We start from the raw sequence: 14,711 nt of genomic DNA, 5'->3' as shown, positions 1-14,711 counted from the left end.
CGAAGGCGGCGGACATGGCAACAGCGGCAGGCGTGGGCGCAGGAGCGGCGACAGCGGCGGCGAGGATTCCGACGGCAGCCATCGCCGCAGGCGCGGCGGCGGGCGGGCTCGCCGGCGGATACGGGATCGCCCGGTGGACCAAGAAGCGTCCCCTCGGCGGGATCGCCCTCGCCGCCGCCGGCGCCGTGGCCGCGCGCGAGTGGCAGCGGACCGGCGGGACGAAGGCCGCGGTCGGGCTGAGCGCCGCGTACGTCGCCGCCTTCGCCGGTTCGCATCCGCTGGCCAAGAAGATCGGCGCCTGGCCCGCCGTCTTCACCGTGGCGGGCGCCGTCGCCGCGACCTCGTGGGCGGTCACGTCCTGGGCCGCCACGCGGCGCGGCGGGGAGTGACGGAGGCCCGGGGCCGGGGCCGGGCCCTGGACCCGGCCCCGGCAGAAGAGTTTTTTCGTACGCGTTGAACACCCCGGGTCCCGGCCGCGTACTTAACGGCAACTCCCCCATGGTGGCTGGGCGCGTGAACGGACGACATGGTCCGGATCACGCGCCCAGCACTTTTTCATGAGGCCGGGTTCCTTACGCTCCCAGCACGTGCGACACCGTATAGATCAGCAGCCCCGCCAGCGCGCCGACCACCGTGCCGTTGATCCGGATGAACTGCAGGTCCCGGCCGATGTGCGCCTCGATCTTCTTGGAGGTGTCGGCGGCGTCCCAGCTCCGTACCGTGTCCGAGATCAGGGACGTGATCTCGCCGCGGTACGTGGAGACGACATATCCCGCCGCGTCCTCGATCCAGCCGTCCACCTTCCCCTGGAGCCGGCCGTCCGTCGCCAGCCGCGCGCCCAGGGAGAGCAGCGAGGCACGCGCGCGCAGACGCAGTTGGCTCCGGTCGTCCTCCGCCGCGGACATGATCATCGCGCGTACGGAGGCCCAGGCGGAGGCGATGATGTCCTGCACCTCGGGACGCGCCAGCAGATCCGACTTCAGCCGCTCGACCCTGGCCCGGGTCTCCGTGTCCGACTGGAGGTCCACGGCGAAGTCCCGCAGAAAGCGGTCGATGGCGCCGCGCGCCGGATGGTCGGGCATGTCGCGCATCTCCGTGACGAAGCGCAGCAGCTCCTTGTAGACACGGTCACCCACCTTGCGGTCGACAAATCGGGGCGTCCAGCCCGGCGCACCGCCCTGGACCGCGTCCATCACCGAGTCCGCGTGCTCCACCAGCCAGTCGTGCGCGCGGACGCAGATCAGATCGACGGCGCGGTGGTGCGAGCCGTCGGTGACGATTCTCGCCAGAGTCTTGCCGAGGCCCGGCGCGACCTCGGCCGCGTCCGCGCGGCGGGTGATCGCCTCGCCGACGATCGCCTGTACGTCGGAGTCCCGCAGGACTCTCAGCGCACCGCGCAGCGCCGTGGACAGCTCGGCGGTGACACGGTCGGCATGGGCCGGTTCGGCCAGCCATGTACCGAGCCGGCCGCCGATGGCGAGGGCGCGCAGCCGGGTCCGTACCACCTCGGCCGAGAGGAAGTTCTCTCCTACGAACGAGCCCAGTGAGGTCCCGAGCTGGTCCTTCTTGTTCGGGATGATCGCGGTGTGCGGGATGGGCACGCCGAGCGGATGCTTGAACAGCGCCGTCACCGCGAACCAGTCGGCCAGCGCGCCCACCATGCCCGCCTCCGCCGCGGCGGCGACATAGCCGGTCCAGCCGCCCGCGCCGGCGTTCTTCGCCCAAGTGGCGAGGACGTAGATCACGGCGACCAGCAGCAGCAGACCGGTGGCGGTGGTCTTCATACGGCGGACGCCGCGGCGCTTCTCCTCGTCGGCGGCCGTGTACGAGAAGGAGCCGAGGGTGGCGCTCAGAGTGGAGCGCTTGCCGGGGCCGCCAGGTGCGGTGGGCGTACGGGGATCGTCGGACGTACCGGGTCCGTCGGACGCACCGGTTACGGCAGCGGGCCCACCGGACGCGCCGGAGGCAGCGGACGCGGCCGGGCCGCCGGGCAGCGCGGGCGGCCCCGAAGGTCCCGCGCCGTCAGCCCCGGCACCGCCGTCGTCGGCTTCCGCCGCCTTCTCCGGATCCGTACGTTCCATTCCGCTCCATCCGTCCGCGTACGCGTCGTGCCCGCGAGCCCGCCCTGACACATTGTCCCTGTCTGAGGTACTCCCGAGGCGCGCGTCGAGTTCCCGCGCGATATCGGATATGTCTCTGCGCCGAGGTACGCCGACGTATCAGCCGCTCGGCTCACGGCCCTGCTCAGGGCGCGAATGAGGGCACTGATGAGGGCGCTGCCTGAGGGTGGTGGCACTGCGGTGCGAGCGGTCTCGCCCGCTTCCGAGGCGGACGGCGGACGGCTGACGCGGACGGCACGTACCGCGCGTACCGGTGTCAGTACGGCGTCAGTCCAGCTCCTTGCGGTCCTTCTTCTCCAGCCTCTGCCGCTTCCGCTCCTCCTTGAGCCGGCGCTTCTCCGACTCCCTGATCTTGCGCTCCACCCCGACGCCGCCCATCAGCGCGAACCCGGTGATGATCACCCGTGGCGATCCCGGACTGATCTCGGCATCGCCCACCTCGCCGAAGCCGCCCATGAAGCCGAAGCCCCTGACCTCGACATCCATGTCCGGCGGCACGGTGACATGGACACCGCCCATGACCGTGAAGCAGCGGATCACCACATCGCGGTCCTCGAACCGCGCCTCGCGCAGATCGATCTCGCCGCCCGCCTGAAGGACGACCGCCGTGAACTTCCGGCCCACCGTCCAGGTGCCCTTACGCCCGAAGCCGCCCCAGAACGCGAAGGCGCCCTTGGACGTGGCCCGCTCCTTGCCGATCCGGTCCGACCAGGTGCTCACGCCGCCGCCCGACGAGGGCGCGAGCGTCACATCCGTCGCCGTACCGGGCGCGGGCAGGTCCCGTACCAGTGGCACCAACTCGCCATGCGTACGCGCCTTGTACGTCGCGTCCAGGCGCTCGTCGAACTCCTCCATGTCGAGCCGGCCCTCGGCCACGGCCTCGCGCAGCCGCTCCGCGACCTGCTCCCGCTCCGCATCGGAGGCACGCGTATCAGGACCGGGACCGGGACTGGAGCTCGGACTGGGACCGGGACCTGGATCAGGCCGTTCACTCGTCATGGCAGCAGAGTAGTCACCACCAGGGCCCGCGTCACACGGCTGATCGATCGACGTACATCTTGGCGATCACCGCCTCGATGTCCGGCTCCCGCACCGACAGATCGACCAGCGGATACTCCGCCGCGACCCGGGCGACCAGCGGCGCCGCCGACTCCGTCGCGGGAAAGGCGAGCCACTGCCGCGGTCCCTCCACCCTGACCGTCCGCGCACCGGGCAGTCCGATCGGCGGAAGCTCGCGTTCCAGATCGACGACGAGCGTCCGCTCGCTCTCCCCGACCTCGTGCAGCCCGGCCAGCGCGCCGTCGTACAGCAGCCGGCCGTGGTCGATGACCATCACCCGCTTGCAGAGCTGTTCGATATCGGTCAGATCGTGGGTGGTCAGCAGGACGGTCGTGCCGCGTTCCGCGTTCAGATCCCGCAGAAACTCCCTGACCTTGGCCTTGGAGACCACATCGAGCCCGATGGTCGGCTCGTCCAGATACAGCACCTCGGGATCGTGGAGCAGCGCCGCCGCGATATCGCCGCGCATCCGCTGGCCGAGCGAGAGCTGCCGTACGGGTACGTCCAACAGCTCGGCCAGATCGAGGAGTTCGACGCACCGCTCCAGATTCACCCGGAACCGCGCGTCGGGAACGCGGTACATCCGGTGCATCAGCCGGTACGAGTCGATCAGCGGCAGATCCCACCAGAGCGTGGTGCGCTGCCCGAACACCACGCCGATACGCTGCGCCAGCCGCGTACGCTCCCGGGACGGATCGATGCCCGCGACCCGCAGCCGTCCGCCGCTCGGCGTCAGAATGCCGGTGAGCATCTTGATGGTGGTCGACTTGCCCGCGCCGTTGGGGCCGATGTAGCCGACCATCTCGCCGCGCGGCACCCGGAAACTGATGCCGTCGACGGCCCGTACCTGATGCTTCTCGCGGCGCAGCAGGCCCGCTCTGCGCCGTACGTCGAAGACCTTCTCGATGCCGTCCAGCTCGATGAAGTCGGCGTCACCGCCACCTGCGTCACCGCCCGCGTGACCGCCACCTGCGTCACCGTCCGTACTCGTACTCATCAACGCTCCCTGATCCGGCCCTGATCCGGCCCGCCTGCTCAAAAGGACGGCCCTTGGCTCCCCGTGGTCCCTAGCTCCCCGTACTCCTGTACGTACGCAGCCCCGCCCGCCACGCCAGTCCCGCCAGCGCGCAGCTCACCCCGGCCACCACCGGCGGCAGGAACGCGACCGCGTCCGGCAGCCCCAACGGGTCCTCGCGGCCCAGGACATACAGCGCCGGCATCCAGTTGACGAAGGCCAGCGGCACCACGAACGTGACCCCGCGCACCAGGTCCTTCGCGAAGACCGTCGGCGGGTACTGCAACAGCGTCGTACCGCCGTACGTGAACGAGTTCTGCACCTCCGCCGCGTCCTGCGCCCAGAACTGGAACGCCGCGCCCGCCACGAACACCGCCGAGAAGATGGCCGCGCCGCTCACCACCATCATCGGCAGCATCAGCACCCGTACCGGCGTCCAGTCGATGTCCAGCGCCACTAGGGCATAGACCAGCACCAGCAGCCCTTGCGTGACCCGGCCGAGCCGGCGCAGCGCGAACCGGTCCGCCGCCACCTGGGCCAGTACGGGTACGGGCCGCAGCAGCAGCGTGTCGAGCGTGCCGTCCCGCACCCGCCGGCCCAGCCGGTCCATCGAGCCGAGCAGCAGATCCGCGAGGCCGAACGCGGTCGCGGACGTCCCGTACAGAAACGCGACCTCCGGCAGCGAGTAGCCGCCCAGGGCGTCCACATGGGCGAACATCAGCAGGATCGCGACAAAGTCGAAGGCGGTCGCCGCGAAGTTCCCGAACGCCGTCATCGCGAAGGACGCGCGGTACGCCATCGTGGAGCGCATCCACATCGCAACGATCAGGCCGTACGCCCGGAGCCCGTCCTGTACGGCGGCCCGCCGCGAGTGCCGCGGAATCCACCGTTCCGGAGACACCTCCGCAGGCATCTCCGGGGACGCCTCCGGAGATGCCTCCACAGACGGGAATGCCTCTACAGACGCCTCAGCACGCGCCTCAGCAGACGCCTCCGAAGACGACACCCCGGCCGCCGCCGCTTCCTCAGCCACCCTGGACCACCACCCTCCGTGTCGCGACAGTCTGGAGCAGCCGTCCCACCGCCAGCAGCGCCAGCGCCCAGCCCGCCTGGAACGCGTACGCTCCGGCGAGATCCCATCCGGTGTGCGTACCGAGGAAGACATCCGCCGGGACCTGGAGCAGCGAGGACCAGGGCAGCGCCCGCGCCACCTCGCCCAGCAGACCCGGGAAGAGATTGAGCGGCAGCAGCAGCCCGGAGAAGAACATCCCGGCCAGCATCGCCATCTGGGCCACCCCTGCGCCGTCCATCAGCCAGAACGCCGAGAGCGCGACGAGAAAGCGGATCGCGAAGCTGACCATCACACCGAGCAGCACGGCGAAGAGAAACGCCAGCCAGGTCAGCGGATCGGTGGGGAGCGCCAGTTCGAAGGCGAACGCGCCGAGCACCATCGGTACGATCCCGCGCCCCAGCAGATGGAAAGCGGCACGGCCCAGATCCCCGGCCATCCACCACAGCTGGAGATCGGCGGGCCGGTAGAGATCGACGGCGATATCACCCGTACGGATACGCTCGACCAGTTCGTCCTCGAAACCGCCGCCCATCATGGCGCAGGTCATCAGCAGCGCCTGGCCGAGCCACACATACGTGACGGCCTGGGAGAGGTCGTAACCACCGAGCCGCGGACGCTCGTCCCAGAGAGCCGTATAGGTGTACGCCACGATGAAGCCGAAGACCGTATTGGTGAACACTCCCGCCAAGGTCGCCACACGGTATGTGGCATAGCGCCGGAACCCACCCGCGGCCACCACGACATACAGCCGCACCACACCCCAGCTCCCTCGCATCATCCGTGTCATCCGCGCATCCGCGCTATCGGTACGCCGTCGCCACCATGCGAAACGCCCCACTCGGCACCCGGCACCCGGCACCAAAGCGCACGACCCTAGCCCACCGGGATCAGCCGCCGCGACCGGTTATCGGACCGCCGCGACCCGTCGGCCGGGACAGCGGCGCTCGTCCGTTCCGGCCGACGGCGCATCCGTTCCGGCCGAAGCGCTCATCCGTTCTGGCCCTGTTTCAGGGGGCTTCCTGGTGCCGCACCGCGTTTCTCGGGGCCGCACCGCGAATCGCCTGATACGACACCGTTATGCCGGAGAGGGCGAATCCCCCGGCCGCGGCCGAGGAGTCTCCACACTTATGAGCGACGTGTCAGACGTGTCAGACGTGTCACAGCACGTGTCACAGCAGCAGGGCTGGGCCCCACGGGACCCCTCGGCCCCCGCCCCCGAGATCTCCCGCTTCCCACCGGACGGAAAGAGCCGGCCGCGGAAGCGTCCCCGCCGTCCCCGTACCCCTCGTCCCCGTACCGGTCTGCGCCGGCTCGTCCCCACCAGGCGGGCGCTGCTCGGCACACTCCTGTTCGGGACGCTCCTCCTAGGAGGCGGCCTGATCGCCGGCTACCACCTCGTCGGCATCCCGGCCGCCAACACCGCGGCCACACTCCAGTCCAATCTGTATCTCTACGCGGACGGCACCCAGCTCGCCCGCGACGGCGAGATCAACCGCGAGAACATCCGGCTCGCCCAGGTGCCCAGGGCCGTCCAGCGAGCCGTACTCGCCGCCGAGGACCGCGGCTTCTACAGCGAACCCGCCGTCAATCCCGCGGGCATGGTCCGCGCCATCTGGAACACCGTCACCGGCAAGGGCACCCAGGGCGGCTCCACCATCACCCAGCAGTACGTCAAGAACTACTACCTCGGCCAGGAACAGACCGTCGTACGCAAGGGCAAGGAACTCTTCATCGCGATCAAGCTCAACCGCGAGGAGAGCAAGAAGAACATCCTCCAGGGCTATCTCAACACCAGCTACTTCGGCCGCAACGCCTACGGCATCCAGGCCGCCGCCCAGGCCTACTACGGCAAGGACATCGAGGACATCAACCTCGCCGAGGGCGCCTATCTGGCCTCGCTGCTCAACGCGCCCAGCGACTTCGACGTCGTCGTCCACCCGGAGAACCGGCCCGCCGCAGAGGCCCGCTGGAACTATGTCCTCGACGGCATGGTCAAGGAGCACTGGCTCAAACCGGCCGTCCGCGCCACGCTGGCCTTCCCCGTACCCGGCGAGATCAGACACTCCAGCACCGGGCTCTCCGGACAGCGCGGCTATGTCGTCCAGGCCGTCGAGGAGTATCTCGTCAGCAACAAGATCATCGATGAGCGCACCCTGGCCGCCGGCGGCCATCGCATCACCACCACGCTGGAGCGGGAGAAGCAGGACGCCTTCGGCGAGGCCGTGGACGACATCGTCCTCAGCCGTCTCGACACCGGCCGCGCGGCCGACCGCAATGTCCGGATCGGAGGCGCCTCCGTCGATCCCACGACCGGCAAGGTCGTCGCCATGTACGGCGGGATCGACTACACCAAGCAGTACGTCAACAACGCGACCCGCCGCGACTACCAGGTCGGCTCCACCTTCAAACCGTTCGTCCTCGCCGCCGCCGTCGAGAACAACTCCCGGACGCGGTACGGCGAGCCCATCACGCCCAACACCGTCTACGACGGCAACAACGAGCGCATGGTCGAAGGCGTGGACGGGCCCACCGGCTACGCGCCGGCGAACGAGGACGACATCAACTACGGTCCGCTCTCCCTCCGCGAGGCCACCGACAAGTCCGTCAACGCCGTCTACGCGCAGCTCGCCCAGGACATCGGCCCGGCCACCGTCAGAAACACCGCCATCGCCCTCGGCCTGCCCAGCAACACACCCGATCTGACGGCCTCCCCGTCCATCGCGCTCGGCCCGGCCAGCGCCAGCGTGCTCGACATGGCGAAGGCGTACGCGACGCTCGCCAACCACGGCAGACACGGCACCTACACCCTGGTCCAGAAGGTCAGCAGGAACGGTACGAAGGTCGAACTGCCCCACCGGGAACCGCGGCAGGTCATCAGCCGCGAGGCCGCCGACACCACCACCGCGGTGCTGCGCGGTGTCGTCGAGGGCGGCACGGGCACCGCGGCGCTCTCAGCCGGCCGGCCCGCGGCGGGCAAGACGGGCACGGCGGAGGACGACAAGGCCGCCTGGTTCGCCGGCTACACCCCGAACCTGGCCACGGTCGTCGCGATGATGGGCGCCGATCCGAAGACCGCGGCGCACCGACCGCTGTACGGCGCGCTGGGCCAGCCCCGTATCAACGGAGGCGGACCGCCGGCCGAGATCTGGGGCCGGTTCACGGCCGCCGCCCTCAGGGACACCCGGACCGAGGACTTCGATCTGCGGATGGACGACGGAGCGGAGGAGATGCTCTCACCGGAGGACGGATCGGATCCGTTCGGCGAATTCGGCGGCGGAGCGCCGGGCGACACCGCGGGCCGGCCGGACGGGGACGAGAACGGCGACGGGGACGGGTCCGGCGACGGAGGATCCGGCGACGGAGGGCCTGGACAGGAGCAAGAGCAGGAGCAGGCGCCACAAGGGCGGTCGGAGGGCTGGTCCGTGGCCCGGCCCGGAGTCCCGGCCCATGGCCCTACGGGCGGACACGGCGGCGGCGCCGCCCGCGCCCCGGGACAACAGCAGGAATCAGGGTCAGGGTCGCAGGCGCGTCCGGACCGCGCGGAGCGCACGGACCGTACGGGCCAGACATCGGGCCAAGGGCAGGTCCAGGGATCAGCGCGTGCGCAGACGTCGCAGCAGCACGGTTACGGCGGCGCTTCCGTCCCTGGAGGCATCGGTTCCACTTCCAGGTACGGAACCGTCGGCATCGGCAGAACCAGCGGCTTCCATGGACGGCCACGCGCCGACTACAGCGGCTACGGCACCTACAACGGCTACAGATAGAGCCCGGTGGAGTCCTCGGAGCCCTCGAACCGGTCGGCGGCGACGGCGTGCAGATCGCGCTCCCGCATCAGTACGTACGCCACGCCGCGCACCTCGACCTCGGCCCGGTCCTCGGGGTCGTACAGCACCCGGTCACCGGGCTCCACCGTCCGTACGTTCTGCCCCACGGCCACCACCTCGGCCCAGGCCAGCCGCCTGCCGACCGCCGCCGTCGCGGGAATGACGATGCCGCCGGACGAGCGCCGCTCGCCCTCCGGGATGTCCGTCCTGACCAGGACACGGTCATGGAGCATACGGATGGGCAGTTTGTCGTGCTGGCTGTGGGGTTTCTCGCTCACGACTCAGAACCTACCTGCTTACGCCCGCGCCGGGCGCCACAGGGGTAAGCCGTACGCCACAGGCTCCGTCGGCGCCGTAGGCCTCGGTGCGGCTGGCCACGGCCTCGGTGCGGTGGCCGACGCGCGTCAGCCGCCGCGCCGTCGGCCTCGGCGCCGTCGTCAGCGCTTGCGCCGCCGCATCGACACCGTGAGCAGCCCCACGACGCCGACCGCGATCAGCGCCACCGGAACCAGGCGCTCCAGCCGCGGCCCGCCGTCCAGTCCGATGAACGGCGCCCGGGCCCCCGACACCACCCTGTTCACCGCGACGAACGCACGTCCGGCCGTGTGATCCACACTGGAGACCACCCGGGCCTTCGCGTCGCCGACGATCGTCTTCGGATGCACCCGCACCCCGATCTCGTCCAGCGTCTCGGCAAGCTGCCCGCGCCTGCGGACGATGTCCGCCTCGATCTGCGCCGGGGTCCTGGAATCCGACACCGCGCTGCCTCCGTCGTCGTGTCCGGTAGTCCTTCGTCAGTACTTCAGCAGTACTTCCTCGACAGTCTGTCAGCTTCGCCGTCGCCGCACCCGACGGCACCCCCGATTACGCTCGGCCACGTACACCCGACCTCCATCGAGGAGAACCATGAGCGAGCGACTCAGCCCCGGCGACACCGCCCCCGCCTTCACCCTGCCCGACGCGGACGGCAAGGACGTCTCGCTCGCGGACCACAAGGGCCGGAAGGTCATCGTCTACTTCTACCCCGCCGCCCTCACTCCGGGCTGCACCAAGCAGGCCTGCGACTTCACGGACAATCTCGGTCTGCTGGCCGACGCCGGATACGACGTGATCGGTGTGTCGCCCGACAGGCCGGAGAAGCTTGCGAAGTTCCGCGAGAAGGAGAACCTCAAGGTCACGCTGGTCGGGGATCCGGCCAAGGGCGTTCTGGAGAGCTACGGGGCCTTCGGCGAGAAGAAGTCGTACGGCAAGACCGTGACCGGCGTGATCCGCTCCACGATCGTCGTCGACGAGGAGGGCAAGGTGGAGCACGCGTTCTACAACGTGCGGGCCACCGGCCATGTGGCGAAGATCATCAAGGATCTCGGCATCTGACGGACGCCTGGCACCAGGGCCGCGTGACCGGGGTCCCACGTGAGTGGGACTTCGGTTTGCCGTCGCCATGACCGTGCAGAAGGTTCCCTTGGACACGTTTGAACACGTTCGCCCGAGGAAGGGACCCGCGCCATGGCCGGCGATGAGCACGACGAGGAGGCCGACCCGGGCGCGGTCGAAGTCACCGAAATCACCGTCACCGACGAGCGCATGGTCAGACGGGCGGTCAGGGCCGCCGCCCTGGGCAACGCCATGGAGTGGTTCGACTTCGGCCTCTACAGCTATCTGGCCGTGACGCTCGGACAGGTCTTCTTCCCGTCCGGGAACTCCACGGTCCAGCTGCTCTCCTCCTTCGCGACCTTCGCCGTCGCCTTTCTCGTACGCCCGGTCGGCGGCATGGTCTTCGGCCCCATGGGCGACAGGATCGGCCGTAAGAAGGTGCTCGCGCTGACGATGATCATGATGGCGATCGGTACCTTCGCCATCGGTCTGATCCCTTCGTACACGGCGATCGGCTTCTGGGCGCCGGTCCTGCTGATCCTCTTCCGGCTGGTCCAGGGCTTCTCCACCGGCGGCGAGTACGGCGGCGCGTCCACGTTCATCGCCGAGTACGCGCCCGACAAACGCCGGGGCTACTACGGCAGCTTCCTGGAGTTCGGCACCCTCTCCGGATACATCGGCGCGGCAGGACTGGTCACCGCGCTGCACGCCTGGACCGGCGCGGACGCCATGGAGGCATGGGGATGGCGCGTGCCGTTCCTGATCGCGGGCCCGCTGGGGCTGGTCGGTCTGTATCTGCGGCTACGGCTGGACGAGACGCCAGCGTTCCAGCGGCTGGCGCCGGGGGCGGTGACGACCACGGTGAAGGGCGACCTTGCCAAGATCTTCCGGCGGTATTGGCGGACGCTGATCCTGTGCGTCGCGCTGGTCGGCGCGTACAACGTCACGGACTACATGCTGCTGTCGTACATGCCGACGTATCTCTCCGACGAGCTGGGCTACAGCGACACGCATGGACTGCTCATCCTGCTGGGCGTGATGGCGTTCCTGCTGCTGATCATCAACCGGATCGGCATCCTCAGCGACCGCTTAGGCCGCAAGCCGCTGCTGATGACCGGCATGCTCGGCTTCCTCCTCCTCTCGCTGCCGGCCTTCCTGCTGATCGGCCAGGGCAGCGTCCCGGCGATCACGGCGGGCGTACTGATGCTGGGCCTGTCGCTGGTCTGTCTCCTCGGCACAATGTCGGCGGCGCTCCCGGCGCTGTTCCCGACAGAGGTCCGCTACGGCGCGCTCTCAGTGGGCTACAACGTCGCGGTCTCGGTCTTCGGCGGTACAACTCCCTTGGTCATCACGGCCCTGATCAGCGCCACCGGCAGCAACCTGACCCCGGCGTACTACGCGATGGCGGCGGCGCTGGTGGGGGTTTTGGCGGTAGCCCTGACAAAGGAAACGGCCCAACTCCCCTTGCCGGGCTCGCCACCGTCGGTCGCGACGGAAGCGGAAGCGGCGCAACTCCGATCCGATTTCCGGACGTGACCATCCGATATTTGGTTCGTTATCCAGTGCGACGCCATGAACACGTGGCCGCACAAAGGGGAATGAACCACCATGCGGGTGAGCCAGTACACACAGGAGCGCCTCATACAGGCGGCGAGCTCGTCAAGGACGCTGCCGGAGGCACTGACGAAGCTCGGAGTCGATCCGAAGAATTCGTCGCGGCGCAGGTACATATCCGAGCGGATGAAGAAACTAGAGGTCGACACCTCGCACTTCGAGCGCGAGGGGGCGCGATGGACGAAGGAGATACTCGAATCCGCCGTCGCGGCGTCCACGAACATGAACGAGGTACTGCGCCGCCTCGGAGTTGAACTCGTCGGCGGCCAACACACCCACATCAGCCGTCGGGTCAAGGCTCTGGGCATCGACACCTCGCATTTCGATCCATACAGGCAGACGAGAACCAGGCCCGGCAACCGGCGCCCTCGGTCGGCCCAAGAGATCCTGATCGAGGACAACTCGGCCCATGCACGCCGCGCACCCAGTTGGCGGCTCAAGCAAGCACTGCTCGAACTCGGGTTGCCGGAAAGCTGTGCGCTCTGCGGCTGCGAGGCGATGTGGCAGGGGCACCCACTTCCCCTTGAGGTGGACCACATCGACGGGAACTGGCGCAACAATCGCATCCAGAACTTGCGCTTCCTGTGCCCCAACTGCCACTCCACGACTGACACGTACCGCAGAAGTGGTGGGCCCCGCAGAGCCGCTCGTACGGCAACCTCTCGGCTCGGCGGTGGGAACTGATGGCCGAGAGCAATCGGTACACACGGGAGCGACTGGCCGATGCGGCGACGAAGTGCGCCGACATTGATGAGGTAATCGCCTTCCTGGGCACGCGGCCCTACAGAAACCTGCGGCGGCATCTGTACAAACGGTTCGAGCAGTTGGGCATCGACGTCTCGCACTTCCCACGCCAACGGAGGAGCGGCGCTGCAGCCCGGCCGACCACGACCGAATTGCAGAAGGCCGTCAATCAGTCCTGTTCGATAGCCGCCACCCTGCGCAGCTTGCAGCAGCCGGACAACACGCGTATGCGCACCCTCTTCCACCAGTGGGTCGAGGAGGACGAAATCGACACGTCTCACTTCCTCGGACAGGCACATCAACGAGGCAAGCAGGGCCCGATCCCGGTGAAAACCGCGGAGCAGATTCTGGTGAAGCACGACGGACGCAGACGCACCAAGACGGCGATGCTACGTCGATGCCTGCTCGAAATCGGCATCGCCGAGAGGTGCGCTCGCTGCGGGACCGGGCCCGAGTGGCTGGGGAAGCCCATGACACTTGAGGTCGATCACATCAGCGGTGACTGGAGCGACAACCGGGCCGAGAACCTCCGGCTGCTGTGCCCCAACTGTCATGCGATAACGACCACCTGGTGCCGGGGTGGTGACCGCCGAGAGAGAAGCAGGACCAGGACTTAGCCCACACTCACATGTCCACCCAGCCACCGGCCCGCTATGATGGCCAGTGGCTGGCGGCCGTTGCTGAACTGGAATAAGCGGAGGCTTTAGGCGTCTCTGGGTTCGCCCATGTGGGTTCGAGTCCCACCGGCCGCACATGACGAAGGGCCGCCCACGATCCGTGGGCGGCCCTTCTGCGTATCGGCTCAGCCCAGCAGCTCCCGCACCGCTGGGACCAGGGCTCGGAAGGCTTTGCCTCGGTGGCTGATGGCGTTCTTCTCTGTCGCGGTCAGTTCCGCGCAGGTGCGGGTGTCGCCCTCCGGCTGGAGGATCGGGTCGTAGCCGAAGCCGCCTGTGCCTGTGGGGGTGGTGCGGAGGGTGCCCAGGAGGCGGCCCTCGGCTACTCGGTGAGTGCCGTCCGGGAGCGCCAGGGCTGCCGCGCAGGCGAAGTGGGCCGTGCGGTGAGGGGCCGGGATGTCGGCGAGCTGGGCGAGGAGCAGGTTCAGGTTCGCCGTGTCGTCGCCGTGGGTGCCTGCCCAGCGGGCGGAGAAGATGCCGGGCGCGCCGCCGAGGACATCGACGCAGAGGCCGGAGTCGTCGGCGACGGCGGGGAGGCCGGTGGCGTCGGCGAGGGCGTGGGCCTTGAGGAGCGCGTTCTCGGCGAAGGTGACGCCGGTCTCCTTGACGTCGGGGATGTCGGGGTACGCGTCCGCGCCGACGAGGTCATGAGGCAGACCCGCGTCGGCGAGGATGGCCCGGAGTTCGGTGAGTTTCCCGGTGTTCCGGGTGGCGAGGATGAGGCGGGTCATGCCCTCAGTATCCGGTGCCGCCCGGTGTGCCCGTCAGGGGGTGCAGATGTTGCCGATCTCTGCCGCCGCGTCGGAGATGGGTGCGAGGTCGGGTGTCTCATCGCCGTTCTCGATGGCTGTACGGACGCTGTCGACTCCCTTGCCGAGGTTGTCGACGGCCTTGCTGAGGTCGGCGTTGTCGGTCTTGTCCTTGAGGCTGTCGAGTTCGGCGTCGATGTCGTCGAGGGCCTCGTCCGCCTTGAGCGGGTTGTCCCCGATGCTGGAGACGGCCTGTTCCAGGTTGCTGACGCTGGTGGTGATGGCGTCGGCGGCAGCCACGCAGTCCATCGCCTTGTCGAGGGCTCCGCAGCCGGCGGTGAGCGGCAGGGCCAGGGCTGCGGCGGCAAAAATCAGAGTGATGCGGCGTCGGCGTATGGGCGCGGACATGGCGCGGGTTCCTCCCCAGGGTGCGGACGGGCGCACGGTTCTGTCCGTGCGCCCGTGC

Annotated in this window: 15 protein-coding genes and 1 tRNA gene; 7 read left to right on the top strand and 9 right to left on the bottom strand. The window is 68.9% G+C overall.

Going from position 1 to position 14,711, the window contains the following annotated elements:
- Window positions 1-14: 14 nt before the first annotated feature.
- Window positions 15-389 (top strand): hypothetical protein, encoded by a 375-nt coding sequence (locus tag ACFV6H_RS30295; protein ID WP_385548502.1) that lies wholly within the window; start codon window positions 15-17, stop codon window positions 387-389.
- Window positions 390-572: 183 nt separating this feature from the next.
- Here the strand turns inward: ACFV6H_RS30295 and ACFV6H_RS30290 are convergent, their stop codons facing one another.
- The 5 genes from ACFV6H_RS30290 to ACFV6H_RS30270 form a co-directional block, all read right to left on the bottom strand.
- Window positions 573-2,081 carry a DUF445 domain-containing protein gene (locus ACFV6H_RS30290; protein WP_385548499.1) on the bottom strand — a complete coding sequence of 503 codons (1,509 nt, stop codon included), beginning with the start codon at window positions 2,079-2,081 and terminating at the stop codon, window positions 573-575.
- A gap of 306 nt (window positions 2,082-2,387) precedes the next feature.
- Window positions 2,388-3,119, bottom strand: a complete 732-nt coding sequence (locus tag ACFV6H_RS30285) for a DUF1707 domain-containing protein (protein WP_385548496.1) — start codon at window positions 3,117-3,119, stop codon at window positions 2,388-2,390.
- A gap of 31 nt (window positions 3,120-3,150) precedes the next feature.
- Entirely contained in the window at window positions 3,151-4,176 is a 1,026-nt protein-coding gene (locus tag ACFV6H_RS30280) for an ATP-binding cassette domain-containing protein (protein WP_385548493.1), read from the bottom strand.
- A gap of 70 nt (window positions 4,177-4,246) precedes the next feature.
- A complete protein-coding gene (locus ACFV6H_RS30275) occupies window positions 4,247-5,107 on the bottom strand; it encodes an ABC transporter permease (protein ID WP_385548490.1) in 861 nt (286 codons plus the stop codon).
- A gap of 112 nt (window positions 5,108-5,219) precedes the next feature.
- Window positions 5,220-6,020 (bottom strand): ABC transporter permease, encoded by an 801-nt coding sequence (locus tag ACFV6H_RS30270; RefSeq protein ID WP_385548598.1) that lies wholly within the window; start codon window positions 6,018-6,020, stop codon window positions 5,220-5,222.
- Window positions 6,021-6,393: 373 nt separating this feature from the next.
- Here ACFV6H_RS30270 and ACFV6H_RS30265 point away from each other — a divergent pair, with 373 nt between their 5' ends.
- Window positions 6,394-9,030, top strand: a complete 2,637-nt coding sequence (locus ACFV6H_RS30265) for a transglycosylase domain-containing protein (protein WP_385548487.1) — start codon at window positions 6,394-6,396, stop codon at window positions 9,028-9,030.
- Here ACFV6H_RS30265 and ACFV6H_RS30260 read toward each other — a convergent pair.
- Both ACFV6H_RS30260 and ACFV6H_RS30255 read right to left on the bottom strand, forming a co-directional pair.
- A complete protein-coding gene (locus tag ACFV6H_RS30260; protein WP_046506547.1) occupies window positions 9,021-9,323 on the bottom strand; it encodes a co-chaperone GroES in 303 nt (100 codons plus the stop codon). The two genes, ACFV6H_RS30265 and ACFV6H_RS30260, sit on opposite strands and share 10 nt — an antisense overlap.
- Window positions 9,324-9,527: 204 nt before the next feature.
- A complete protein-coding gene (locus ACFV6H_RS30255; RefSeq protein ID WP_385548484.1) occupies window positions 9,528-9,848 on the bottom strand; it encodes a DUF3618 domain-containing protein in 321 nt (106 codons plus the stop codon).
- A 148-nt stretch (window positions 9,849-9,996) separates the two neighbouring features.
- On the opposite strand from ACFV6H_RS30255, the gene bcp reads away from it, so the two are divergent.
- The 5 genes from bcp (at window position 9,997) to ACFV6H_RS30230 (ending at window position 13,574) form a co-directional block, all read left to right on the top strand.
- Entirely contained in the window at window positions 9,997-10,464 is a 468-nt protein-coding gene (gene bcp / locus ACFV6H_RS30250) for a thioredoxin-dependent thiol peroxidase (protein ID WP_093601927.1), read from the top strand.
- Between the two features lie 132 nt (window positions 10,465-10,596).
- Window positions 10,597-12,000: an MFS transporter gene (locus ACFV6H_RS30245; protein WP_385548480.1), complete on the top strand. Its 1,404-nt coding sequence runs from the start codon at window positions 10,597-10,599 to the stop codon at window positions 11,998-12,000.
- A gap of 72 nt (window positions 12,001-12,072) precedes the next feature.
- Window positions 12,073-12,762, top strand: coding sequence for an HNH endonuclease (locus ACFV6H_RS30240; protein WP_385548477.1), 690 nt, complete (start codon window positions 12,073-12,075; stop codon window positions 12,760-12,762).
- Window positions 12,762-13,439: an HNH endonuclease gene (locus tag ACFV6H_RS30235; protein ID WP_385548473.1), complete on the top strand. Its 678-nt coding sequence runs from the start codon at window positions 12,762-12,764 to the stop codon at window positions 13,437-13,439. The genes ACFV6H_RS30240 and ACFV6H_RS30235 overlap by 1 nt, the downstream gene beginning before the upstream one ends.
- Before the next feature lie 53 nt (window positions 13,440-13,492).
- Window positions 13,493-13,574, top strand: a tRNA-Leu gene (locus tag ACFV6H_RS30230).
- A 50-nt stretch (window positions 13,575-13,624) separates the two neighbouring features.
- Here the strand turns inward: ACFV6H_RS30230 and rdgB are convergent.
- Window positions 13,625-14,227 (bottom strand): RdgB/HAM1 family non-canonical purine NTP pyrophosphatase, encoded by a 603-nt coding sequence (gene rdgB, locus ACFV6H_RS30225; RefSeq protein WP_385548470.1) that lies wholly within the window; start codon window positions 14,225-14,227, stop codon window positions 13,625-13,627.
- Window positions 14,228-14,260: 33 nt separating this feature from the next.
- On the bottom strand, window positions 14,261-14,653 hold the full coding sequence (locus ACFV6H_RS30220) for a hypothetical protein (RefSeq protein ID WP_385548467.1): 393 nt from the start codon (window positions 14,651-14,653) through the stop codon (window positions 14,261-14,263).
- Window positions 14,654-14,711 lie beyond the last annotated feature (58 nt).

Source organism: Streptomyces sp. NPDC059743 (assembly GCF_042732975.1).
Lineage (GTDB): Bacteria > Actinomycetota > Actinomycetes > Streptomycetales > Streptomycetaceae > Streptomyces.
This window is presented reverse-complemented; position numbering and strand designations above follow the sequence as displayed.

Bases quoted from the DNA above. Each gene is read 5' to 3' on its own strand.
- ACFV6H_RS30295 (WP_385548502.1), top strand. From the start codon at position 15: ATGGCAACAGCGGCAGGCGTGGGCGCAGGAGCGGCGACAGCGGCGGCG.
- ACFV6H_RS30290 (WP_385548499.1), bottom strand. From the start codon at position 2,081: ATGGAACGTACGGATCCGGAGAAGGCGGCGGAAGCCGACGACGGCGGT.
- ACFV6H_RS30285 (WP_385548496.1), bottom strand. From the start codon at position 3,119: ATGACGAGTGAACGGCCTGATCCAGGTCCCGGTCCCAGTCCGAGCTCC.
- ACFV6H_RS30280 (WP_385548493.1), bottom strand. From the start codon at position 4,176: ATGAGTACGAGTACGGACGGTGACGCAGGTGGCGGTCACGCGGGCGGT.
- ACFV6H_RS30275 (WP_385548490.1), bottom strand. From the start codon at position 5,107: ATGCCTGCGGAGGTGTCTCCGGAACGGTGGATTCCGCGGCACTCGCGG.
- ACFV6H_RS30265 (WP_385548487.1), top strand. From the start codon at position 6,394: ATGAGCGACGTGTCAGACGTGTCAGACGTGTCACAGCACGTGTCACAG.
- ACFV6H_RS30260 (WP_046506547.1), bottom strand. From the start codon at position 9,323: ATGCTCCATGACCGTGTCCTGGTCAGGACGGACATCCCGGAGGGCGAG.
- bcp (WP_093601927.1), top strand. From the start codon at position 9,997: ATGAGCGAGCGACTCAGCCCCGGCGACACCGCCCCCGCCTTCACCCTG.
- ACFV6H_RS30245 (WP_385548480.1), top strand. From the start codon at position 10,597: ATGGCCGGCGATGAGCACGACGAGGAGGCCGACCCGGGCGCGGTCGAA.
- ACFV6H_RS30240 (WP_385548477.1), top strand. From the start codon at position 12,073: ATGCGGGTGAGCCAGTACACACAGGAGCGCCTCATACAGGCGGCGAGC.
- ACFV6H_RS30235 (WP_385548473.1), top strand. From the start codon at position 12,762: ATGGCCGAGAGCAATCGGTACACACGGGAGCGACTGGCCGATGCGGCG.
- rdgB (WP_385548470.1), bottom strand. From the start codon at position 14,227: ATGACCCGCCTCATCCTCGCCACCCGGAACACCGGGAAACTCACCGAA.
- ACFV6H_RS30220 (WP_385548467.1), bottom strand. From the start codon at position 14,653: ATGTCCGCGCCCATACGCCGACGCCGCATCACTCTGATTTTTGCCGCC.